Here is a 22,689-nt window from a genome sequence, read left to right as displayed (position 1 = left end):
CGGGTCGGCAATCAGCGGGTTTTGGCGGCCCGTTCCACCTGCTCGAGGTATTCGCGCACGTTATCGCGCGGGTCAATCTGCTGAGCACGGCGAAGCAGCGGAAGGGCTTCTTCATACTTGCCCTGCTGAACCAGCAGCTGGGCATGGCGGATTCGGGCCTGGGCTTCGTATTTCTCGATAGCCGCCGCCCGCTCGAAGTAAAAGACCGCCTTTTCCATATTCTGCATTTTTCCCCAGTGCTGTCCGAGCAGGATGAGGGCCTCGCCGTCCAGAGGGTCAATTGCAATAATTTCCTCCAGCAGGCGAATCTGCTCTTCACTGCCGGCGCCTTCGGCCACAGCAATGCGGGCCTGGAGCTTGAGCATTTCCACCTTCAGAGAATCGGTGAACTGTCCTTCAAAGGACTGCTGCATCCGCTCCAGCAGCTGCCGGCTTTCCGCCAGCGCTCCGCGGGCCATCAGGGCTCTGGAGGCCCGAAGGAGCCGTTCGGCGGGCACAGACAGTTTCTGCTCGAGGGCCCGTGTGTAGGCCCTGACAGCGGATTCATACAGTTCCTCATTGATGTAAATATCGCCAAGCAGCAGCAGACTTTCGGCGGTCGAACGGCCCAGGGTGTCCAGCCACTCAAAAATCTCGGCGGCTTTGAGCGGTTTGTTCATTCCGAGGCAGGCATTGGCCAGAAGGAGCCACAAATCCGCCCGGTCCGGCATCTGCCGAAGCAGCGATTCACAGAGGGCGGCGGCTTCCGGATACCGCTCCTGCCGGAACAGACTTCGTGCCAGCCCCATTTTCCAGTCCATTGTAGCCGGGTCCAGAAGAACCGCCATTCGATAGGACGATTCGGCCGCCAGATGGTCATCCAGCGAAGCATAAGCGAACCCGAGCAGACCGTACGTGACGGCATCGGAACCGCCCAGCTCAATCACTTTGGTGAACGCGGCGGCGGCACCGGCAAAATCGCTGTTCCGGATGCAGATCAGACCCAAATTGCGCCAGGCCCGCCGGAATTTCGGAAACTTCTGCACAGCCTGACGGTAGGCGGCAGCCGCCTCATTCAGTTTCTCCTGCTGAAAATAAATGTTGGCCAGCGTAAAATCAAAGACAGCGCTGGCGGCGGCGTTTCGGGCCAGCTCTTTTTGAAGAGCGGAAGCCGCATCATTCATCTTATCCGACGAAATCAGACTCAGAATTTTCAGAAGCCGTTCGCGTTCTTCGGCAGTCAGACGGGGTTCAACATCCGTCTCCGCCAGATAGCTTTCTGCCAGACGCTGCTGGAAAGCCGGCTGATTCCAGAAGGACAAAAAAGACTCCGGCAGCGGCTGGGCCGGTTCCTCCGCCCGGCACAGGAATCCGCAAAACGGAGATACACTCACCATCAGAGCCAGAATCGCAGAACAACGAATCGCACGAACCATGTCTTTTTATCCTTTCGGAAACGTAATCGGTACCCGCATACGAAACTTAACCGGCTGACCGTTTCGCCGGCCGGGTTCAAATTTCTACTGTTTGACGGCATTCAGGGCCGGCTTTTCGAAAATCGGGTCGGTGCTGGACTGCACGGTCGGATTTTCGACCCGTCCCTGTTCATCGACGACAAAAATAATATACACCGTTCCGGGCGTTTTCTTCCGGAGCTCCTTGGTCATCAGCGGGCTGGGCTGATAAATCACACGCGGCTTCTGGTCGAGGTCCGCTATGGAAAAAAGGGCCTCCGCGTTTTTGGTTTCCGTCGCAACATTCTGCAGGGAGACAGCAAAATCTCCCTCCATCCAGCTCCCGCTGAGCGTCGGATTCAGCGCCAGCGTCAGCTGTTCGAGCGTCAGCGGCGGCGCCTCTTCGGTCAGCTCCGGCGGTTTGTCTTCGGGCTCCGGCTCCTGCGGCGGTTTTTCCTCCGGCGGCGGAGGAGGCGCATCCAGCCTGGCGGTGTCGACAGAGCGCAGAATCAAGTCCGCTGCGGGCGGCTTGGCCAGCGTCTGCATCAGCGGCAAAATCAGGAAAAACAGAAGGGTCATCCCGATGCCGCCCAGCAGAACCGCCAGACGATGAAACAGTCTCCAGAACCAGCGAACCAGTGCACGCATACGCCGCTTATCCACCTGTCCTACGGGCTGCCTTGCCGAGACGCTACGCTCACTTTGACCGCCCCGGCCAGTTTGGCCTCATCGATGACCCGAACCAGCTGACCGGAGGGAGCCCCCTGATCGGCCTGAATAATGACGGGCACCTGCTCTTTCTGCAGCATCTGCTTCACGAGGGGCTGGATGCCGCTAAAGCCGATCTCACGTCCCCCGTACACCACCTGTCCCTTGTCGGTCAGGGCTATCAGGATGCTGTTTTTCTCCAGACGCACAGAGGAGGCCGCCTGCGGCTTGTCCACCTCGATTCCAGTCTCCTCCACAAACGTCGTCGTCACAATGAAGAAAATCAGCAGAATAAACACGCAGTCCATCAGCGGGGAAATATCAATCCCGACATCCTGATTGTCATCGGATGCAATTGAACGAAAACGTCCCATCAGTTGTCTCCCTTTGACCGGAGGATTTGTTTATAAAGATGCTGGGTGCAGACGGTTTCCAAATGAGCCAGAAAGGCCTTGTATCGGTTCTGTTTTCGAACCAGCTGATAGTGAAAAAACAGACCCGGCAAAGCAATAATCAGGCCGGTTTCCGTCGTGATCAGGGCTTCGGAAATGCCGCCGGCAACCATGGCCATGGTTTTTTCTCCGCCGCTGCCGGTCGCCAGTGCCGAAAACGTAGCCAGCATGCCGGTGACGGTTCCCAGCAGACCGAGCAGGGGGGCTAATCCGACGCAGATCTTCATCATCCGCAGGTCTCTTTCAAACGGCCCCAGCTCGGCGGTTTTGAGTTCTTCAAAGAACAGCACACAGTCTTTCAGTGTGGAAAAACCGCTAACCTCATTCAGAATTTGCCCAACGGTTCCTCGGCGAAGATTCGGCTGTTCGAGCCACTGGCGCCAGGTTTTTTCGCGGATTCGGGTAAATCCTTTTTCCGCAAACCGGAGCCGCAGATGAACCCCCAGCCCGAACATCACAATGCCCACGGCGGCGATGGCCGTCATTGCCCACCCGCCGGACAGCCAGATGCTCCAGGCCTCCCCCAGAAACCTCTGCACCGGTTCAGGCAGAAGCCCAAATATCTCGGAAAACTGAATGGGAAGATTCAGCTTGCTCACTGGATCTCCTGACGACTCAATGCGTTCCGGCTCATCTGGCCGACCAAACGGTCCTGATGATCCAAAATCGGCAGATGCGTGTCTTTGTACTGCTCGAAGGCCTTCTGGACTTGTCGGGGATGCGCATCAATTCGAATAAAAGATTCCTTGCGGTCAAGCAGATGCTCTACAGGCGTATTGACAGGCCGAGCCAGCAGCTCCTGAACCCGCACGGAGCCCAGGTATTTGCCCGCCTTGTCCACGACAAAGATCCGCTCCAGAGAATCCCCGTTTTCGAGGGCCAGAATCTGCACGAGAATGTCAGCAATTTTGGTCTCAGGCTCCGCCTGGACAAACGGCGGAATTTGCAAAGAAGGTTCCAATCCAGTCTTTTTCCGGGCCGATTCGGCAGCGGCCGGAGCAGATGATACCGACGGGGCATGAGCGGCGGCTTTGGCCAGCTCGTTGAGGAATGCAAAAGCCGTCTTTTCCATCTGGTTGAGAATCCCTTTGGATTTGCGGGAAAGGAAGGCATGAATCAGCAGCGAAGGTATCGCCACAATCAGACCGAATTCAGTGGTAATCAGGGCTTCGGAAATGCCGCCGGAGAGGGTTTTGACGTCTCCGGAGCCGAACACGGTAATCAGTTTGAAGGTGTTGATGATGCCGGTCACCGTTCCGAGAAGCCCCAGCAGCGGTGCACAGGCGGCGCTGACGGCAATGAAGGGAAGGAATCGTTCCAGTTTCAGACGAACCGCCAGGATTTTCTCATACAAAATTTCCTCGACGAGCTCCCGCGGCTCGTTCATGTGCTCTGCGCCGACGCGAAGCATCTGCCCAATCGGACCCCGGATAACGCGGGCTTTTTCCTTCGCTTCGGCAGAATCCATTTTTGCAACCGCCTTGAGAAAGGCGCTGATTTTTTTGGCGGAAGGCATTCGAATCCAGAGCATGCTGAACCACTTAAACAGAGCCACCAGAAACGCAGCGCCTGCCAGGGCGAAAATCGGAATCATCACCGGGCCGCCCTTCTGAATATGCTCCAGAAGGGTTTCGCGAGTCTGCTCGATTTTCCGGGCATTGCCGAGGGTCGGATCCAGGGGAAACAGCCCCTGAGATGTTTCAATCAGTTCGGCGGCGGTCTGGGCAATCTGCGGATTTTCAAACGGCAGAACAGTCGGTTCGAGAGAACCGAGCTGCTGTTCAACAGTGCCTACGACCTGCCCGTCCTGAGAACGGAACAGGGCAATCGGCCCCAGCAGAACAAATGTCCCTTTCTGCACCAGACCGGTGGAATCTACGGCGGCTCCTTCAAAACGGGCCCCGCCGAGGGCTTCTTCCAGACGGTCGAGAGCCGTCAGGAGCAGACGGCCCTGCGCCTCATAGACTTCCATCGGACTGAGGGTTCGGTTTTCCGCCGCCAGCTTGGCCTCCTCGAGCACCGCCCGATACCGCTGAAGTTCGGCAATATGAAGACGGGATTCAAAATTGCGAATGTATTCTCCCAGCAGGCCGGACAGGTAAGACGCCTCCTCCTGACGGGCCTTGATTTCATTGCGGAGGGTGCTCAGGTCCAGCGTGCGCCCGTCGAGCAGCCGGGAGGTCTGCTGGTACTGCCGGCGGACTTCGAGCAGCCGGTTTTCCAGTTCATTGATTCGCCGGTTCAGAGGCAGCAGCTCCTCGGCCATCTGCTGCCGGAAGGCAGCCAGTTCAGCCAGACTGTCATCCAGTTTCTGCTGAATCTTCTGAACGGAGGCATCCACATCCGCCGTCTGGCTCTGACCGTATCCGACGGAAACAAGACCCAACGCAAGGAGAATGGCGGCCAGAGTTCTATGCAGAATGGTTGTTCGAAAAGACCGTATCATGCTGTTTCCTTATTTACTGAATGGTTAAGGGCAGAAGAACGTAAGAAGCGGTTTTCTCGTTTTTCAATATAGCGATCAAATCGCTGACAGAGCCGGCAATCTCCGGTTTCACAGCCCAGTTCCACTGGTTCTCATCCGGGAATCCGAAACCGCCTGCGGTCTGGGCCGGATTGCTGAAATACCCGCAGCTGATGCCGACATAGACAGCGGCAACCTCCTGAGAAGTGCCGTCCGGGAGCGTGCGAATTTCGCTGACGGTCGTAATTTCCTTGTGAAACTTGTCCACTTCATTCAGAATGCCCACCACATTCTGGAACCGCTCGGACAGGAACTGTCGGGACGAATCCGATTTTCCGGTGATTCGCTGACTGAGGGGCTTGACATGCTGACGAAGCGGTTCGGGCAGACGTTCCAGCAACGCGCAAACCCGCTCTTCCATCCGGCTGACGAGTTTTTTCAGCACAGAGGTGGCATCCAGCAGCCGCTCTTTTTCCTCGAGCATTTCATCGCGTTTGCGGTCGGCTTCGGCAATGCTGGCATCCGCTTCACGGATTTTATTTTCAACCGTTTCTATCTCCCGCTCCAGCAGGGCAATCCGTTCGGCCAGGAGCTCCTTGGCCAAGGCAAAATCCCGCTTCTCTTTCGACAGAATCCGCTGGGTTTCCACCCATTTTTCTGTAGCAGTGCGGATGGTTTCGAGCGTCTCAGCGGTCTCCGAGCCACGGGCCGCGGAGATAAAAAGGCCGACGGCAGCCAGTCCGAGCAGCCATTGACGGATACCGGACGAGGGAAACGCCGGGTGCCTTCTTCCGCAACCCGCTTTTTTTGAAAGACTTCTGTTCATTTACGAACATCCTTCCTGAATCGTTTTTCGGTTTCTTTTTCTCTCCCGGAACAAGAGGACTCTACCCTTAACCTGTTAGGGATTTATTAAAATCCTGTTTGCTTCCGGTAAGTTTGCGGCTCTGCTGCGTCCTAAAAAGAAGCGCTCAGACTAATGGAAAACTCCATTCCCTTCCGATATGAGCTCTTGGTTACATCGTCTCCGATATATTTGGAGCGGTACACCGTTTTGATTTCCGGGTCGAGCAGGTTCTTGGCCTGAAACTTCAGTTTCCAGATGGACCCGAGGGGCTGGGTCAGACTGAAATTGAGCGTGCCGTACTCGGTTTCATAGAGACTGGGAATCAGCACGCGGGTCTGACCGGCACCCGGACTGGCACCGGCCACGAGGGTATCGCCGCGCACCGTATAAAACAGGGCCAGCTGCGTTTTGACTTCGGGTACATCATAAGTCAGATAGATATTGTAAAGATAGGCCGGGGCATTGGTCATATCCCGCTTGGTCATCGGCGCACGAACATTGGGATGATTGAACCGCGCGGCCTCATCAGGCGGAAGTGTCACCTCGGAATTGATCAGCGTGGCGTTGCCCCCGACGGAAAGGCCGTTCATACTTTCCCAAAAACGGGCCAGGTCCTGACGGAGTTCCAATTCATAGCCGCTCATTTGGCCTTCCGGATAATTGACGGCGGTCGTGTAATCGAACGAGGCCGTAACCCGCTGGACATACTCGATGGGATCCTTGACCTTTTTATGAAACCAGGAGAGCGAAACGAGACTGCCCGCATACGGGGTGTAATCCAGCCGCAGGTCGTAATTTTTCAGAGAGCTGGTCTGCAGGTCCGGATTCCCGATAAAGACATCGCCGCCCAGGTACTCGCTCTGCATAATCGGGGTCAATTCCTTCAGGGTCTGGCGGGCAATGGTTTCGCTGTACGAGCCGCGAAGCGTAATCGGGTCCCACGGACGATACTGAAATCCGATAGAAGGCAGGACATCCGTCTGCTGCGTGGAGACATCCGCATCCCCGGGGTTGAGTTTTACCGAGGTATAAGACCCTTTCGGATACCAGTAAACCTGAGATTCCGGTTCATTGATGATTTCGAGGGTGGTTTTTTCGACCCGGCTGCCTCCAATCAGGTTAAACTGGGAGGTCAGGGGCATATCCATCATATAATACCAGGCGGAAATTTTTTGCAGACCTTTATAGTCCACATCAACCTGACCGGCCGTAATGGGGTGATTTTCGGTCGGAAATGTACTGCTCCAATAGAACTCCCACGGCTTTTTGGGGCCCATTCGGTTGTCGGCAAAATTCGCAAACGATTCCTGATCGTACCGTCGAGTAATGGTGTCTTCAAAGAACCCGAATTTCAGATACCCTTCCTGGCCGCCCCACTGTTCAAACGGAAGTTTCAGATTAATCTGATATTGATCGCTGTCCTCGGTAATCTCTTTCCAGACTCTCTGGAGATAGCCCATCGTAAAGTTGGCAGATGGTTTAAAGGGCTGATGCTGTCCAACCACCCGGCCGCCCTCAATCAGCGGATACCATTTGGTGCCGAACATCCGTTTGTCGGGCTGATACATCCCGGCGGAGCTGTAGGCGATTTTCCAGTCCACCTCCGGCGGCAGAGTTCGCAGCCAGCGGCCCAGACTCAGATCCAAATCAAACAGCGTATGACGCCCGCTGAACTGGAGGGTGCGGGTGGTGCGTTCGGTATATTCGAGTGTTTCCGAACGCAGATACGGAGAAGCATCCGGCGATTCGGCGTTGCCGGGGTGGTCCGGGTCATACGGGTCATAATTGTCATATTCAGGCCCGAAAAAGTTCGGCCAGTATCGATGCAGACTTTTCTTGCCCCGTGTATTTTCCGCCAGCGTGGCGGTGTCCTCGGCTACGCGCGTATAAAGATACAAAATAGAAAACTGGTGGTCTTCCAGCTCGATGCCGGCGGTGCCTAAACTGCCCCACTGAACGGATTGGGTGCTTTCCCGAATGTCCCAGAGCGAGGTTTTAAAGGCATCCCATCCTTCAATTTGCGACTGACGCGGCGTCATCGGCTGACCGGGACTGCGGACCCAGTAGGTATCATCCCGTCCCTCCTTATAGGAGCTGTCCTTTTCGTAGAAGAAGCTGCCGAATCCGCCGATTCGGGTTCCGTCGGCCAGATCAAACTTATCCCCGCCGGACAAGGACCACTTGTAATCACGTGGTTCATCCGCGGGACTGACGCCGACCGCCCCTGTCCAGTTCATTCCAAGCCGATCATACTGAATATCCCGTTCTCCTTCGTCTTTGCCCCATCGGTTGACGCCCCCGTCTCGATACCCGAGAAAGCGGCTCCCTGCAGAAGGATAATCCCAGCTTGCGGTATAATCCGCTTTGAGCGTCCGTTCGTTCGGAACCCCCTTTAGGATGATATTGACCGCTCCTCCGGAGGCATCGCCCTGCTGATCGGGCGTGAAGGTCTTGCTGACCTGGATGCTCTCGATGGCGGCAGCGGGAAACTGGTCCAGCTGGACGGCCCGTTTGTCGGCATCGGCTGTGGGCAGACGCACACCGTTCATCTGGGAATTAACGTATCGGTCGGGAAGACCGCGAATGACGGCATATTTTCCATCCTGAACGGTGGCTCCGGCCACCAGCCGCAGAGCGCTGGCAGCGTCAGAGGCGCCGGCCCGGCTCATCAAATCGGCGCTGATGGAATCCATCAGGGCCGGACTTTCCATCCGCAGGTCCAGCAGCGCCGCTTCCGTGCCCGCCCCCATCTGCAGGTCTTCCACAATAAATTCTTCAATATCCGTAAAATCGCCGGTTAAAGACACATTCAGTTCCGTCATCTGCCCGGTCTGCACCAGCACATCGGAGCGAACCAGACGGGTATAACCGGATTTGGAAACAATCAGGGTATAAGTTCCGGGCGCCACTTCCGGAAAGAGAAACTGGCCGTCCTGATTGGTCTGGACAGAAGCGTCGAGCTCTGCAATCACAACCGAGGCCGCCCCGAGGGGCATCCCGAAATCGCTGTCATAGACCGTGCCGCGAATGCTGCCGATTCCCTCGGCGGCCCGAGCCGGAAGTCCTGCAGCCAGCAACAGCAGCCAGACCAGAGCCCCGCACGCCGTCTGTTTTACCATGGCTGCCCCAATCCTTTGTGAATCTGACGAATCCGTTCCCGCAATTCTGCATCCGGTTCCACCGCAGAAAGAACCATCGAACAGCAGGTTGCCGCCAAGTCCTCCGCCCGAGGACGGGAATTGGGATTTTCGACCCCTTCTTCAACCGCTCTCTTGTAAAGAGCCAGCGCGGCGTCCTTGTCGTCCATGTTTGCATAGGCCTCCGCCAAGGACCGCAGAGCGGCCGCTCGATAAATATTGAAGATAGCCTGTCTGTTGGATTCATAGGTTTTTAGAAGCGCCTGGGCCTCATTTTTGGCTTCCTGGCGCTGACCGGCCCGGTATCGAAGAGCCGCCAGGGGGGCCGCGAGGGTAAACTGCGTCTCATCCGGCCACTGATATTTTTCCAGAAGCTGCCGAGCCTCTTCGAGCAGTTCGAGGGCTTTGGCGGAATCGTTATGCTCCAGGGCGGACTCCGTCAGCTGCGTAAGCAGCCGAATCCGCAGAAAGGCAGGCAGCGGCGACCAGGCGTTCCTGATTTTCTCTTCCAGTTCAGTCCGCTGCTCTTGGCGGTCATAAACCATGTCGTACATTTGTGCATACGAAAAAAGGACGTTGTTGCGGACATCTTCATTGTTTTGTTTCAATTCCAACTCAAGCCGCTGGACTTCCTTGTCGAAGAGGTCCTTCTGCTGCAGCTGTGCATCGTCGAGCAGCATCTTCCCCCGCTGAGAGGGTTCCAGCCCCTCCTGGGCTTTCAGGGCTGTTTCGAGCTGCCCGAGCTGGGCATACACCTGAGCGATTTTGGATTGAATCAGGTCCTGACACCATTCCTGAACGGGCTCCGAAGAGGCATTGGGCAGGCCTTTTTCGGCAATTTCCCGGGCCTGGCGAAGATACCGTTCCGCCAGCGAGGCATTCCCGCAGCGGGCTGCATACACGGCCAAGTCCGCCAGACAGGCCCCCCGCCTCCAGTTGTCAATTCTTTTCAGATATCGATGGGCCCGTCCGGGCTGGTTCAATTTCAGTGCGGTTTCCGCCACCATGGCCTGGGTGCGGCTTCGGTCTTTCAAATGCGGCTTGACCGGTATTTTTGTGGCGGTTTCAAATGCCAAATCCAGCAGTTCGAGCCGCCAGGGTTCCAGAGGCTGGTCCTGCAATTCCTCCGCCGGAACTTCGCTCAAAACCCCAGAAGGTTGGCTCTTCTTTCCAGCCGCTCCACAGACAGCGGCAGCCAGAATGCCAATCCACAGCAAACGGATAATCGTCTTCATAGCTCTATCCTTTTCTGACAAGCCGGGCTTGTCTAACAGACCTTGAGTATTTCGCGGGACTTTATACGGGTTTTGTGTTCGGTATATTTGGAAACGATTAGGTTTCGGTTAGACCAGAACGGACTGAAACAAAAAAGGATGGCAGAAGCCGTCTTCTGCCATCCCCATACCTATTTCCAGTCTGGTGCGAAGTTCAATTTACAGACTCAGGAGCCAGTTCTCGCTGAGAACGGACAAATCATTCAGATTCACCTGGTCATCACCGTTGACATCGCCCTGCAGGCCGGTCATTCCGTACTGATAAGCCGCTGTCCAGCCGACCAGCCAGTTGTCATAAGCGTTGAAGGCGCCGCGATAGGTGACCGGGGTAAAGAACCCGTCGGCCGGAGCCGCCGGAGCTGCCGTCAGAGCATCGTTAGACGCCCGGGGGTCAATGTACACAACCGGCTTGAGGGTCTTTCCGCCGGCGGTCACATCCGCCCCGCGAACCAGGGCCCGAATCGGGCTCTGCGCAGCAAAGATGTTTCCGACGCAGTTGCTGCCGCTCAGACCGGCCACAGTGTTGTAGCCGTTGCTGTTGGAATAAGCACCGGAGTTCAAATTGCTGTAGAAGACGCAGTAGTTGATTTCAGCCAGCTTGCCGGAAGACTGGGCCTGATACATCTTCTGAAGGTCGGCGGCTGTTGCACAGCTGACATTCGGATGTCCGCCGGTCTTGGGGTTGGACTTGTTCCATGCTTCGCTGTAGTTGGTCGTCCAGGTCTCCGCCCATGTGAGCGTTCCATTGTAAGCGTAGCCGTTGTCATTGTCGCTGGCGTTGTCAAACCGAACCAGGTTCGTGCCGAGGTCCATAAAGATGCTGTTGTGGAACTGGACACGGGCATTGCCTCTCCAGGCGGTTCCGGCCCGACCGGCCAGAGGCTGTCCGATAGCCGTAAAGTTGTAGATGTTCGCCGTCGTAACCGGCTGAGCATCGGAGTTTTCGGCGCCGTCCATCTCAAAGCAGTGGTCGGCTACACCGGAACCCTGGGCGGCATCCGCACTGTATCCCTGAACGATCAAGCCGAACTGGGCCTTGCCTCTCCAGCCCTGGTCGAGGTCAAAATAGTCATCGCCGACGTTCCAGATGCTCACGTACTTGAGGTTGACGGTTCCGCCCCAGATTTCGATGCCGTCGTCCACGTTGTTCATAATTTCGAGGTACGCAATGTCCGTTTCGCGGCCGACACCGCCCAGCGACAGTCCGTTGAGCTCGTTGGCCAGACCAACCACACGCCCGCCGTACCGAATCGAAACATACATCAGCGAGCCGCTGTCGTCGTCGTCATCGTTACCGCCGTAAAGAACCCGCGTGTCGCCCGGGAACTCCTCTACAAGCCCTTCCATCGGAGAGACGTTGGAGCCGAGGGGGCAGGATTGCTGATTGAGGATGTTGGTGTTGGAAATCATGGCTCTGCCCATAATGGTCAGGTTGCCCCACTCATTGCAGGCCGGACGCCACGTTTTGAAGTCATCGTTCTTCGAGGTAAAGATGATGGGTTTCAGGGCCGTTCCGACCGCATAGATTTTGCCTCCGCGGCAGACCGCCAGAGACCCGGAACCATTCACCGTCGGCGTGCTGGCAATAATAGTTCCCGGTTCAATTGTCAGGGTTGCACCCGGCAGAACATAAATCTGGTTCTGCAGATTGTAGGTATTGTCGGCCGTCCAGGTTGTCGAGGTGGCAATATGGCTGGTAACCAAGATTTCGGCCCCCCGCGCCATGCCGACCGCCAGAAACCCACATACCAAAAGATATGCTGTGACTTTCTTCATACTTTTTCCTTTCGTTTCTGATACTTTCTCTGCTTTTCATACACACACCGGTTTTGGACACACTTCACACACGACCCACTGCGGTGCACACCGCAGAAAGACGGGCAACGTTGTAAAGGGACGCTGTTAGGCAAGAATGAATCGAATGTTAAAAAAGGATAAAAGAGAAGAAAGATAAACGATATTTTCTATGCGGATTCCCCCATTAAAGCCGAAACAATAGAATTGACAGACAAAATTCAGCCCCTTTTTTACCAAACAGAAAAACCTTCGTTCCGGATTGCAAAAAACCCACGAAGCTGATATGGTAAGGGGGTTTGAAGGCCGATACGGCCGGACGTGGAGAGGTGTCGGAGCGGCTGATCGAGCTGGTTTCGAAAACCAGTGTGCCCTTTGGGGTACCGCGGGTTCGAATCCCGCCCTCTCCGTTTGCTGTTTCTCTTCAGGACTGCCCCTGAGGATTTCCTTTGGAAGCCGTTCTTTCCTGCTTGGCAGTTTCGTGAAATGCTGGTGATAATTGATTACGGTGTGGGGAATGTGCGGAGTGTGATTAATGCATTCCGATACATCGGCGCCCCGATAGAGGTTTCGTGCGAACCCGCCGACATCCGCCGGGCCCGCGGGCTGATTCTGCCCGGGGTCGGGGCCAGCGGATATGCAATGCAGAATGTCGCCCCGATTGCCGAGGTCATTAAAGAACAAGCTCTGGCGGGCAAGCCCCTCTTGGGCATCTGCGTGGGCTATCAAATCCTGTTTGAGGAAACCTATGAGATGGGTGTGCATCGGTGCCTGGGACTTATCCGCGGCAAGGTGGTGCCGATTCCGCAAAATCTGGGGCTGACAATTCCGCATATGGGATGGAATTATGTGGAGATTCCGGAGGGAATGACCCTGCTGGAGGATATGCGGCCGGGAAGGCATTTTGCATTCGCCCATTCGTTCTATGCAGAGATTTCCGACCCGGAAACCCTGATTGCCTCCACTCACTACGGAATCAAAATCCCCGCAGCCGTGCAGAAAAAAAACATCTTCGGCTGTCAGTTTCATCCGGAAAAGAGCGCGGCCGACGGGCTGCAGTTTTTGAAAAATTTCGTAAGGTTCTGTGAGAAGCAGACGGTATGCTGACCAAACGAATCATCCCCTGTCTGGATGTCAAAGACAACCGGGTTGTCAAAGGGGTGAACTTTGTCAATCTGCGGGATGCAGGCGACCCGGTGGAACTGGGGGCCCGCTACAGCGAGGAAGGGGCGGATGAGCTGGTCTTCCTCGATATTACGGCGACGATTCGCTCCCGCAAAACCATCGTGGAGATGGTGGAAAAGGTGGCCGAGCGGGTCTTTATCCCCTTCACGGTCGGGGGTGGGATATCAAGCGCCGATGAAATCGGGCTTTTGCTGCGAAGCGGTGCGGACAAATGCTCCATCAATACGGCGGCGGTGCGCAATCCGCACTTGATTTCGGAAGCGGCGTACCGGTTCGGCAGCCAGTGCGTCGTGCTGGCGATTGACGCCCGACGAACCCCCGGACGAACAAACCGCTGGCATGTGTGCATCAAGGCGGGGTCAGAGCCGACCGAGCTGGATGCGGTGGAATGGGCCGTGCGGGCTCAGGAGCTGGGGGCAGGGGAAATCCTGCTGACCAGCATGGACGCCGACAGCACACAGGCGGGGTATGATGTGGCCTTAACGAAAGCGATTGCAGAGGCGGTGGAGATTCCGGTCATTGCCTCCGGCGGGGCCGGCACGCTCGAGAGCATGGCCGAGGTGATTGAAGCAGGCCGAGCCGATGCCGTGCTGGCGGCATCAATTTTTCATTACGGAACCTATTCCATCCGGCAGGTTAAAGACTATCTGGCCCAACGGGGGATTCCCATCCGGCCGATTTGAAAGGAGGAGCGAAATGGAGTCTGCCGAATCTCTTTCGATACGAATTATCAAACCGGTCACCACGGCCATTAAAAAAACCAGATGCATCCTTTTCCCATTTGATTTGAAAAAGTGGGCCATGCACGGATTTTGTGCATGGCTGGCTGCACTGCCCGGAAACGTCGGGTTTGGATTCAACCGGTTTGGCGGACGATGTACAGAATCACAGACCTGGAGGACGCCGTTTGAAAGCATTCCAGGTTGGCTGATTCCCCTGATAATAACAGGCGGGGTGCTTCTTCTGGCGTTTCTGGTGTTTTTGTTCTGGGTCAAATCCCGAGGGGTTTTTCTGTTTCTTCACGGCATTGTTTCCAATCAGCCTGCGATTGCAGCCCCTTGGCGTATGTACGCCGGACAGGGAAACAGTTTATTTTTTTTCTCCTTGGCTCTGGCAGTGGGTGTAATGCTTTGCCTGCTGCCGCTGATTCTTTTCTTCATCGTTTCCACCGCTCTTTTGTTCAGAGGCGGTATGGAAAGCGCTGCCGGCGGAATGCTGTTAGCGGTCGGTCTGCCCCTTCTGATTTTGCTGGTTCTGCTTCAATCCATTGTATTCTGTTTTACGGCTGATTTTGCGGCACCGCTGATGATGCTGCGGCAGTGCAAAGCCATTCAGGCCTGGAGCGAACTGCTCCTTCTGCTCCGTGAATTTCCCGGAAAATTTTTTCTGTACTTCCTGTTTCAGGCTCTTCTGAATACGGCGATTGCCATTCTCACAATGCTGCTGCTCGGTCTGACCTGCTGTATTTGCTGTACGGCCGCTATCCCTTTTGTCGGGTCTTATCTGATGTCTGTTCTTCTGCTTCCGCTGTTAGTCTTTCGGCGTGCTTATGCCCTGGATTTTCTGGCCCAGTTCGGTCCGGCTTACAACCTCTGGTTCAAAAACACTGAACTGCCGCCGATTCAGCCGCCCCATACGGAACCATCAGGCGGAATCTGACAGCAGGCCCCCATGGCTTTGAAAAGGCGACATCAATATATTCTGCTTGCGGCTGGGATTTACTGGCCGCTGCTTTTCTGGCTGACGCACATTCCGATACCGGAAATTGCCCGCCGCAGCGGAATGTCCGACAAACTGATGCACTTTGCGGCGTACCTGGCCCTGGCTTTTCTGACCTGGCTGGCATTCAGTCCTTACGAAAAAGTTCGCTGGAATCGGCCTCTTGTGTGGATGGTTTTGCTGGGGCTGGCCGGCTATGCGGCCTTTGATGAATGGCTTCAGGGCCGTCCGTTCATCGGCCGTTCGGCGGATTGGCGGGATTTTGCGGCCAATCTTGCCGGGATCGGAGCCGGGCTTGGAATTCTGACATTTTTCAGTTTCTGGCCGGCCCTGCCGGCAGTCTCAGCTCTGTTTATTCTTTTCATCCAGAATCATTCGAATCTTCTTTTTCTGCAGCCAGAGATGCATCTCGAAATGTTTTTTCACTTTACGGCTTATTCGGCGTTTACTCTGATCTGGATGCACTTTCTGTCGCGAAAAAGACCTGTCCGAACCCTGCGCGGATTTCTGAAGGGCTTAGCCGTGCCGATGCTGCTGGTGTTTGGAATCTGGCTCGAGGGTCGGTTTGTACATAGAGAGCCCGACCGAATGTGTCTTTTTGCAGCGTTCTTTGCAATTGTCTCTTCGCTGGTCATCTCAACGGCGGTGCTGTCCAGGCGGCCGTGGGATGACAAATCAGAGGGCAGGCAGGTGTTTACTCCGGGCCGTAAAAATGATACGGACGCTCCGGCGGGTAATCGTGAATGACTTCTTCATAATCATCCAGCCAGCAGGCCTTCGGATTGGAACGGCAGATCAGAACCCGGCTGCTGTCGGCATCATTGGCAGCACGGTGGTATTTGAAATATGTGTATTCATCGGTCTTGGCGATGATTTCAAGCTTGCCGGTCGAATGAGACATCACAAAGCGCAGCCGTTTGGCCAGACCAGAGACCATTGACTTGGCCTGACGAAGAATGTCATAGGCCTCTTCAATCGGCACGGTATAGGCATGATTGCCCAGAGCAGGCCGGCACTGGAACAGATAATACGGCACAATCCCCGCAAAGGAGCACTTCTGCATCAGCAGAGCCAGGGTTTGGGGGTTGTCATTGACGCCCCGAATCAGCGGGCACTGGTTGCACAGAACGGCTCCGGCCTTCTGAAGCCGGTGGGCGGCCTCGAGGGCCTGCGTAGTTAATTCGCGCGGATGACAGAAGTGGGTCATAATGTAGATTTTCCTGTCCGGCAGAGAATATTTCTCAATCAGGGAGAGTAAATCATTGTCCTCAAGAATTCGCAAGGGATTGAAAACGGGGATGCGCGTTCCGATGCGGATAATCTGAACATGGGGAATCTGACGCAGCGGCGCAATAATCTGTTCCAGTTTGTGTGTGGTCAGGATAAACGGGTCGCCGCCGGTCAGCAGCACGTTGGTAATCTCGGTGTGCGCGCAGATATAGTCAAGCGCGGCCGGCAAATCGCGGAGAACCTCCTGCTTCTGGCGGGCAAAGAGCCGCTTGCGGAAACAGTAGCGGCAGATGCCGTCGCAGACCTCGCTGACCAGAAGCAGAACCGTTGTGTTGTATTTGTGTTCGACCCCCTGCATCACGGTATAGGTACTTTCATCAGAGGGGTCAGGACGGCCCCACGGCTCCAGTTCATCGGCGCTGGGCACAATCATTCGCCGAATCGGGTCAGCGGGGTCATTCCAGTCAATCAGGGAAAGATAGTAGTCATTGGCCCGGAAGGGAAATCGCTCGACGACCGGTTCCATGAGGGTTTTTTCTTTTTCTGACAAAAAAGAAATCTGCCGGATGTCTGTACAGTAGCGGACTTTCCCCGTCTTCATACAAACCCCCTCAGGAATCTGCAGTTATCGTTCTCTTTGTGATTTTACCAGAAAACGAAACAGGACTCCAGAAATTCAGCGCAAAAAAAAGAAATTTTCAGAAAAAATTCTGAATGAACCGTTACTCCATCTGCCCGCAGGTTTTTTGCAGTTCTATCCAAACCGATCCGTTCCAGAGCATCATCAGATTTTCCCCAATTGCGTCAAATACATAAATGCGGGCTGCCTGAGAATTGGATGGATTGACTGTCAGATTGACAGACGCAGTACCCTCTTTCATCTCGAAGTAACAGATTTCACCGGGTTGGGAACCATCCATCAGAACCGCGCTGATGGGGCCCGAAGATGTATCGAATGCCGCCATCGGAAGCGGAGGCAAGACACTGTCGCAAGGACCGCTGAAAACTGCATTCAACCCTTTGTTGGCCGACGCGGTGAATTCCCTTACCGATGCCCAATCCGTATTCGGATGAAAAGAATGGTCGACATTGTATACATGATTTCCGGATAAGCAGAGATTCTCGACCAATCCCTGCGAGCCGGCGGCCGCCCAGAGAAAAGCCCCGCTGCGGGCTGATGCACTGATGGTTCCATCGGCCTGATTGCTGAGAATGGAAATATGCCTGGTGTTTCGCTCCAGACGTACAAAAGAGCCGTCACCACCCCAGGCGAACCCGCTGTTGCCCTGAAGCAGAATATCTTCGCTGCCGCTTTGAATCCAAACTGCATCCGAAGGCAGAGAACTGATGATATTTCCGGTCAGGGATATCTGTTTGGCCCCGCTGATGCGAATGCCGCAGCCGGCGGGATTATCCAGACACTGCTGCACAATATTGTCGGCAACCTTGATTCGCCGGGCATCGGAAAGAAGTTCGAGGACGGAAGACAGCGCAGAAGAGGCATCCAAAGTCAGATTGCAGGCATGGAACGTGTTGCTGGATACGATGATGTCCGGGGCGTTAATCGACAGAACTCTGGCTCCGACGGCCCCGGCGCTGTTTTCAAAGGTATTGCCGATGATTTTGGACCCGCCGCTGTAGGCCGAGGCATAAATGACGGCTCCGGCCGCATGAGCAGGCTTGGCTGTCGGCTCACACACATAGGAAAAAGTGCAGTTCGTGATTTTGACATCTCCGGCCTTATTTAAATAAATCCCGTAAGGCACGGTTTCCGAGCAATCCGTGCTGATCCGTTCAAAATTGCAGCTGCTAATCCAAACCATATTATGATTCACATAAATGCCATAGACTGCCGGAAAAGAGGTTGATTGGGCACAGCGGGCAAAATGACAACTGCTGATCCAATCTCGCTTCAGACCGGACCATGTATCTAAATAAACAATTCCCCGGATTGGATAACTGTTTTCAAAATCGCAGTGATCGACCCAAATCCCATGAGCACTCGAATACAGCACCCACTCATGTTCGAAATTGGCGAACATGCAGTCGGTAATATGGACATCCCCTTTGGAGGCAATCCGGATGCCTGCACTGAAGGTCAAACCTGGAGCATTGGCGTAAGCACCGGAAAGACCTGCGCTGTTTCCATCAAACCATATGCCGCGAATTTGCCCGCAGGACCAGCCGGTAGGCGGGTCAGATGTATATGCATAATTCAAAAGAGTGCCCAAATAATTCAGTTTCAGAACGGTACCTGCACCATAGAATGACGATGTGCGCCAATCACTTTGGAAGCCAACCCCTTCCAGCGTCACAGGAGCCGGCCCGGTGATGTTGATTGCCCCGTCAATATTATACCACCCTGCCGTAAGTTCAATTTTGCCGCCGATGTATAAATTCCGAACAGCCCCGCCGATGTGTACATCCGCCGTCCTGTTTAAAAGAACCTGATAGGCTGCCATAATTTCTTCCTGGTCATTGACTCCGTCGCAGACAAAATCTGCGGAGGCCTTGTCCTCCGGCGAAGCATTCGATGCGGCTACTGTCACGGCAACCGGATAATGCCGAACAGACGGAACCTGAGACAGCCAGTATTGGGAAAGTGCGGAAAGATCCTGGATGTCCACAACCCCATCCTCGGTTAAATCACCCGATTGACCCGAATACGCCAAACCCATGGCGAGGAAAAATGATGCGGGAAGAAGCAGCAATTTCATAAAAAAATACCCCCTTTTCTTTTTCTCCTCTCAAGCTTTTTCGAATCAACCCATTTTAATCTTTTGTCAGACTTCACGTCAATACAATCCCTTATCACACCATTGTGTGTCTATATTATCTTGTTAAAAACAAAAAGAACCCGACAGAAAATCAGCAGAAACATCGGCAGGAAAAATCAGACTTTCCGGAGAAAGTCCTTTTTCCAGATGATGAAGAAGGTGATGAGAATGGTGAAAAGATAGAAAGGAAGGGCCGGTCGAAGACCGAGTCGAAACCCGAGAAGGCCGACGGCGGAAAACAGAGCTGTCAGGAGATAGCAAGCCAAGACGGATTGCGTTTTTGTAAAACCCCGGTCGACCAGCTGATCGTAGATATGCCCTCGGTCAGCGACAAAAAGGGGTTTTCGATTCAGAAGCCGCCGAAGAATAGCCACGGAAGTATCCAAAATCGGCAGACCGAAGATAAACAGAGATGCCAGAAAAGCCGCCGGGCCCTGCAGCAGAAACAAAATCATCTGACAGGCCAGCAGAAAGCCGATCAAAAGCGAACCGGCATCGCCCATAAAAATCGAAGCGGGCGGATAATTGAACATCAAAAACCCGGCACAGGCGGCGGCCAAAGACAAGGCCAGCGTCTGCTGAAAAGAACTGAAGGCCGAACGGCTCATCGCCGCCAGCAAAAAAAATCCGATACAAATCAGAAAGGTCACCCCTCCGCACAGACCGTCCAGCCCGTCCAGCAAATTGACGGAGTTGGAAGCTCCGAGAACAAAAAAAACCAGCAGACCAAACGAAACCGCCGCCGCAAAGGGGGCTGGCAGATGCGGAAAAACTTCCTTTAGATACGGATTCAGGAAAAAGACGGCCAAAGCCGCCGTCAAAATCTGTCCGGCGATTTTGCGGCCCGGAGACAGCGAAAGAATATCATCCGCCAGACCGACCAGACAAATCAAAACAGAGGCAGCCAGAAACCAGACAAGCCCGGCAAATTTTTCCGCCCCCGCAAGACGTAAAAGCATTCCGACGGCAAAGCCGACCCAGATGCCCAGCCCGCCCAGATAGGCAATCGGCCGGCCGTGCGTTTTGACGGTGTTGTCCGGCCGGTCCACAATATTCAATCGCAAAGCCAGCCGGCGGCTTAGCCAGGTCGCGGCCAAACCTGCAGCCAAACTCAAAACAAAAATCCACAGCCCATCCATACCGGTATGTCTTAAAAATTGTTTATCGAACCATATTTTTCGTGGCAGGATTCAGACTGCCGCCGGATTTAAGGAATTTCACAAAATAGTCCAGATGCTGAAAGACAAACGGCAGCGGATCCGTCAGCAGAAAATCATCGTGTCGGCAGTTTCGATAAGGCAGAAAAACCCGCCCGGCCTCCGAAAAACGCCCCTTCTTGAGCAGTTCCACAAATGCAAAAAAATCTCCCAAAATCCAGCGGCAGAAAAGGGACTGCGGTTTAAAATCCGCAAAGGACATTTCCTCTCCTTTGGCCAGACGATACCACAGCCAGGGGAAATCCACACCGGCGTACAGAGCCAGCGCCATCGCCCCCCAGGGGCGGGGATTCAGTTCGATCAGCCGCCAGGTTCCCGCTGCATCTTGGATAAAATCCAGATGAGCCAGGCCGTGCCATCCCAAACCGCCGAGAAGCTTTTGAGCATGTCCCACAAGAACAGGGTCCTCGAGCGTTTTTCTCATCGTTGAGGTCCCGAATCGATTCGGTTCCTTGCAGCGGAGGTATTCCTCCGCAAAAAAGGCCAGCGGTTTGCCGCGGTCATAGAGGGCGCAGACACCGGCCGCCCTTCCGGGCAGATACTCCTGCAAAAACGGCCAGCGGCCCTCTTCGAGTTCATAGGTGTCAATCAAATATCGAAACTGCTGCTTCAGCTCTTCCCAACTGTGAGTAACGGCTACCCCTTTTGCACTGTTGCCGATACGAGTTTTGAGAATCACCGGCCAGGTGAAATCTCGTACGGCCTTTTCCAGTTCGTGTTCCGACTGAACGGAGCACGTCTGCGGGACCGGAACGCCGAAGTTTGCAGCTTGCCGCATCAATTCCAGCTTGTCCTCCGCCACCTGATAGGTTTGCCATGCCGGCACAGCAGTCCGAATGTACCTGGGAAACCGGTCCCGGAAGCGGCTGACTAATCCGATGTCTTCATGGCATGGAAGAAGAACCTCCGCCTCTGACCGCTCGAGCGCTTTGAGGAGAGCATCGATGTAGCGTTCAGGTTCCAGAAAGAAATCCGGCAGCCGGATAAACGAACGGCTGTATCGGGAAAAACGGCACATGGCCAAAGAAGAGGCATCTCCTACATGAACGTTTATACCTTTTTGCCCCAGCGAAAAAAGAACCGCATAGGAGGAACGGCACCAGCCGTAGGTAATGAACGCCGGCGGCGGCTGAAGGGAAAAAGAAAGCGGCACAGGCGGAAACATCGGCTGCTGTTTGAGTTCCTCCGCCGCAGGTCTGTCAATCCAGACGGCGACCGATTCATTTTCTATGACGGCGGAATTCCAGCCGAGCTTTTCCACAAACAGTCTGCGGCTGGCGATATTGTTTATATCGATTTTGTTGCCGCGGATTCGGACAACCCCTCGTTTGAAGAATTCATCCATTAATGCCCGAGCCAAACGAACGGCATTGCCTCCGCCCCGATAGTCCGGATGCAGCGCAATCGGCATAAAGTATCCCACAGGCCCGGCGGGCGGCGCATTCTCAAACTGTTCAGGATGCCGGCGGTATTCGTCAAACCGCTCCCGCCGGAGCATCGTTCGAGCCAATCGGGCAAACAGAGAAGGATGAGCCGCCAAAGCCCAGAAAAGATACCAGCCGACCAAAAACCAGTGCCGTTTGAAAAACCGCTTCTGGAAACCCGGACGAAGTGTTCCGGCGGCATATCCGGCCACAAGCCCCGTTGCTGTATCATACATTACCACCGCCAGGCTGTCTTGTTCCTCCACATACTGAGCATACAAATGACGGGCAACATGCGGATTTAACACAGAAAACAGCGACACGGAAGGCGGGAAACAAAACCGATGAATCGTAACCACCTGGTCCACATCAGACAGCCGCATGGAGCGGAAGACCAGCCTGTGTTCTTCGGGAACAACGGACCGGACGGGCGCCACATAAACATTGCTGACAATGCCGTGGTTGACAATCTGAGTCGCCAGGCGAAATCCGGTTTTCCTGTACAGCCGATTCGCCGGTTTATTAAAATCCGCCACCAGCACTTTGACCCGTTCAATCCCCCGTGCCGCACATTCCTGAAAGCCGCGCTCAATCAGACGATTGCCGAGTTTTTGTCCGCGGCAGTCTGCGGCCACCCCGATCGAAAGCAGCTCGGCATCCGGAAGACGCAGACGGCCGATTCGCCGAGGATACAGCAGTGTTTCCAGAATCCGGCAAAGCACCAAAACAGAAAAAACCTTTCGAAGCAAAAGCCCGACAAATTTCAGCCCGCGTTTGCGAAGCACAGAATGATAAACTTTTCTCAAATTGGTCGTAAACGAAGCAAACCCGACGACCCTGCCGTCTGCTACAGCTACATAACTGAAACTCTCAGCGCTTTCCGCCAGTGTTTCATACAGCGCCGTGACAAACTCCTCCCCCAGTGAACTGATAAAGCCCTGATGAATTCCCTCAATGTGAAGGCGTGCCACATCCCGTGCATGCTCAGCCTTCATCGGTACAATCTGAATTGTCTGTTCGTTCGTCAT

The 22,689-nt window shown here is 54.7% G+C and carries 17 protein-coding genes and 1 tRNA gene; 5 read left to right on the top strand and 13 right to left on the bottom strand.

What is annotated here, in order from left to right; genetic code table 11:
* Nucleotides 1-11 precede the first annotated feature (11 nt).
* From PKY88_10135 to PKY88_10095, 9 genes are all read right to left on the bottom strand, one after another.
* Complete coding sequence (locus tag PKY88_10135) at nucleotides 12-1,415, bottom strand: tetratricopeptide repeat protein (GenBank protein ID HOQ05558.1); 1,404 nt, start codon at nucleotides 1,413-1,415, stop codon at nucleotides 12-14.
* Nucleotides 1,416-1,499: 84 nt separating this feature from the next.
* Complete coding sequence (locus PKY88_10130) at nucleotides 1,500-2,081, bottom strand: energy transducer TonB (protein HOQ05557.1); 582 nt, start codon at nucleotides 2,079-2,081, stop codon at nucleotides 1,500-1,502.
* Between the two features lie 20 nt (nucleotides 2,082-2,101).
* Nucleotides 2,102-2,515: a biopolymer transporter ExbD gene (locus PKY88_10125; protein HOQ05556.1), complete on the bottom strand. Its 414-nt coding sequence runs from the start codon at nucleotides 2,513-2,515 to the stop codon at nucleotides 2,102-2,104.
* Nucleotides 2,515-3,192 carry a MotA/TolQ/ExbB proton channel family protein gene (locus PKY88_10120; GenBank protein ID HOQ05555.1) on the bottom strand — a complete coding sequence of 226 codons (678 nt, stop codon included), beginning with the start codon at nucleotides 3,190-3,192 and terminating at the stop codon, nucleotides 2,515-2,517. Before PKY88_10120 ends, PKY88_10125 begins: the two co-directional genes overlap by 1 nt.
* Entirely contained in the window at nucleotides 3,189-5,039 is a 1,851-nt protein-coding gene (locus PKY88_10115; GenBank protein ID HOQ05554.1) for a MotA/TolQ/ExbB proton channel family protein, read from the bottom strand. The genes PKY88_10120 and PKY88_10115 overlap by 4 nt, the downstream gene beginning before the upstream one ends.
* A gap of 13 nt (nucleotides 5,040-5,052) precedes the next feature.
* Nucleotides 5,053-5,883 (bottom strand): DUF3450 family protein, encoded by an 831-nt coding sequence (locus PKY88_10110; GenBank protein HOQ05553.1) that lies wholly within the window; start codon nucleotides 5,881-5,883, stop codon nucleotides 5,053-5,055.
* A gap of 131 nt (nucleotides 5,884-6,014) precedes the next feature.
* Nucleotides 6,015-9,023 carry a TonB-dependent receptor gene (locus PKY88_10105; protein ID HOQ05552.1) on the bottom strand — a complete coding sequence of 1,003 codons (3,009 nt, stop codon included), beginning with the start codon at nucleotides 9,021-9,023 and terminating at the stop codon, nucleotides 6,015-6,017.
* Nucleotides 9,017-10,276, bottom strand: coding sequence for a hypothetical protein (locus tag PKY88_10100; GenBank protein ID HOQ05551.1), 1,260 nt, complete (start codon nucleotides 10,274-10,276; stop codon nucleotides 9,017-9,019). The genes PKY88_10105 and PKY88_10100 overlap by 7 nt, the downstream gene beginning before the upstream one ends.
* A 198-nt stretch (nucleotides 10,277-10,474) precedes the next feature.
* Nucleotides 10,475-12,091, bottom strand: coding sequence for a hypothetical protein (locus tag PKY88_10095; GenBank protein ID HOQ05550.1), 1,617 nt, complete (start codon nucleotides 12,089-12,091; stop codon nucleotides 10,475-10,477).
* 341 nt (nucleotides 12,092-12,432) lie between these two features.
* Between PKY88_10095 and PKY88_10090 the strand changes: the two genes are divergently transcribed.
* From PKY88_10090 to PKY88_10070, 5 genes are all read left to right on the top strand, one after another.
* Nucleotides 12,433-12,519, top strand: a tRNA-Ser gene (locus PKY88_10090).
* A gap of 76 nt (nucleotides 12,520-12,595) precedes the next feature.
* Nucleotides 12,596-13,216: an imidazole glycerol phosphate synthase subunit HisH gene (hisH, locus tag PKY88_10085; GenBank protein HOQ05549.1), complete on the top strand. Its 621-nt coding sequence runs from the start codon at nucleotides 12,596-12,598 to the stop codon at nucleotides 13,214-13,216.
* The gene (gene hisF, locus PKY88_10080; protein HOQ05548.1) at nucleotides 13,210-13,977 is read left to right on the top strand and encodes an imidazole glycerol phosphate synthase subunit HisF; all 768 of its coding nucleotides are present in this window, start codon (nucleotides 13,210-13,212) and stop codon (nucleotides 13,975-13,977) included. Before hisH ends, hisF begins: the two co-directional genes overlap by 7 nt.
* 13 nt (nucleotides 13,978-13,990) lie before the next feature.
* Nucleotides 13,991-14,953, top strand: coding sequence for a hypothetical protein (locus PKY88_10075; protein ID HOQ05547.1), 963 nt, complete (start codon nucleotides 13,991-13,993; stop codon nucleotides 14,951-14,953).
* Between the two features lie 12 nt (nucleotides 14,954-14,965).
* Nucleotides 14,966-15,760 carry a VanZ family protein gene (locus tag PKY88_10070; GenBank protein ID HOQ05546.1) on the top strand — a complete coding sequence of 265 codons (795 nt, stop codon included), beginning with the start codon at nucleotides 14,966-14,968 and terminating at the stop codon, nucleotides 15,758-15,760.
* Here the strand turns inward: PKY88_10070 and PKY88_10065 are convergent.
* The 4 genes from PKY88_10065 to PKY88_10050 all read right to left on the bottom strand — a co-directional run bounded on the left by PKY88_10065 (nucleotide 15,708) and on the right by PKY88_10050 (nucleotide 22,689).
* The gene (locus PKY88_10065; protein HOQ05545.1) at nucleotides 15,708-16,844 is read right to left on the bottom strand and encodes a KamA family radical SAM protein; all 1,137 of its coding nucleotides are present in this window, start codon (nucleotides 16,842-16,844) and stop codon (nucleotides 15,708-15,710) included. The two genes, PKY88_10070 and PKY88_10065, sit on opposite strands and share 53 nt — an antisense overlap.
* Before the next feature lie 121 nt (nucleotides 16,845-16,965).
* Entirely contained in the window at nucleotides 16,966-18,960 is a 1,995-nt protein-coding gene (locus tag PKY88_10060; protein ID HOQ05544.1) for a right-handed parallel beta-helix repeat-containing protein, read from the bottom strand.
* Nucleotides 18,961-19,136: 176 nt separating this feature from the next.
* A complete protein-coding gene (locus PKY88_10055) occupies nucleotides 19,137-20,159 on the bottom strand; it encodes an MraY family glycosyltransferase (GenBank protein HOQ05543.1) in 1,023 nt (340 codons plus the stop codon).
* Nucleotides 20,160-20,181: 22 nt separating this feature from the next.
* On the bottom strand, nucleotides 20,182-22,689 hold the full coding sequence (locus PKY88_10050) for a GNAT family N-acetyltransferase (GenBank protein ID HOQ05542.1): 2,508 nt from the start codon (nucleotides 22,687-22,689) through the stop codon (nucleotides 20,182-20,184).

The sequence above is a fragment of the Anaerohalosphaeraceae bacterium genome, from assembly GCA_035378985.1.
In the GTDB taxonomy this organism is placed as follows: Bacteria; Planctomycetota; Phycisphaerae; order Sedimentisphaerales; family Anaerohalosphaeraceae; genus JAHDQI01.
The sequence above is the reverse complement of the archived record's forward strand: the minus strand, read 5'-3'. Positions and strand labels throughout refer to the sequence as shown.